Source organism: Ochrobactrum sp. SFR4 (assembly GCF_019730395.1).
GTDB lineage: Bacteria > Pseudomonadota > Alphaproteobacteria > Rhizobiales > Rhizobiaceae > Pseudochrobactrum.
In genome coordinates this window covers 1-273 of sequence record NZ_JAAPBB010000763.1, presented here as the reverse complement: position 1 = coordinate 273, position 273 = coordinate 1, and the positions used below count along the sequence as shown (strand labels likewise).

At 58.6% G+C, this 273-nt stretch carries 1 protein-coding gene; it reads left to right on the top strand.

From position 1 onward, the window contains the following. Positions 1-20 precede the first annotated feature (20 nt). On the top strand, positions 21-273 hold a 253-nt coding region (locus tag HBA93_RS24660; RefSeq protein WP_353619425.1), incomplete at its 3' end, for a DUF4158 domain-containing protein.

Below are 273 nucleotides of genomic sequence, written 5' to 3'. Positions count from 1 at the left end.
AGAACCACCTTGGGCTTGCGGTGCATATTTCCTTGCTGCGCCACCCTGGCTTGGGATGGGGCGAAGACCTTATGCCGCCCGATGAATTGATCACCTGGCTTGCAGAGCAACTTCAGGTCGATGCTTGTTCTCTCGACGACTATGCCGTCAGGCGAAATACCCGGCACGAACACCATGCCCTCGCGATGCAGCATTTGGGGCTGTCTTCCTTCGGGCCGGAGCATGTGCAGCAAGCAGAGGATATTGCCACGAGGGCCGCATTCGCGACGGATC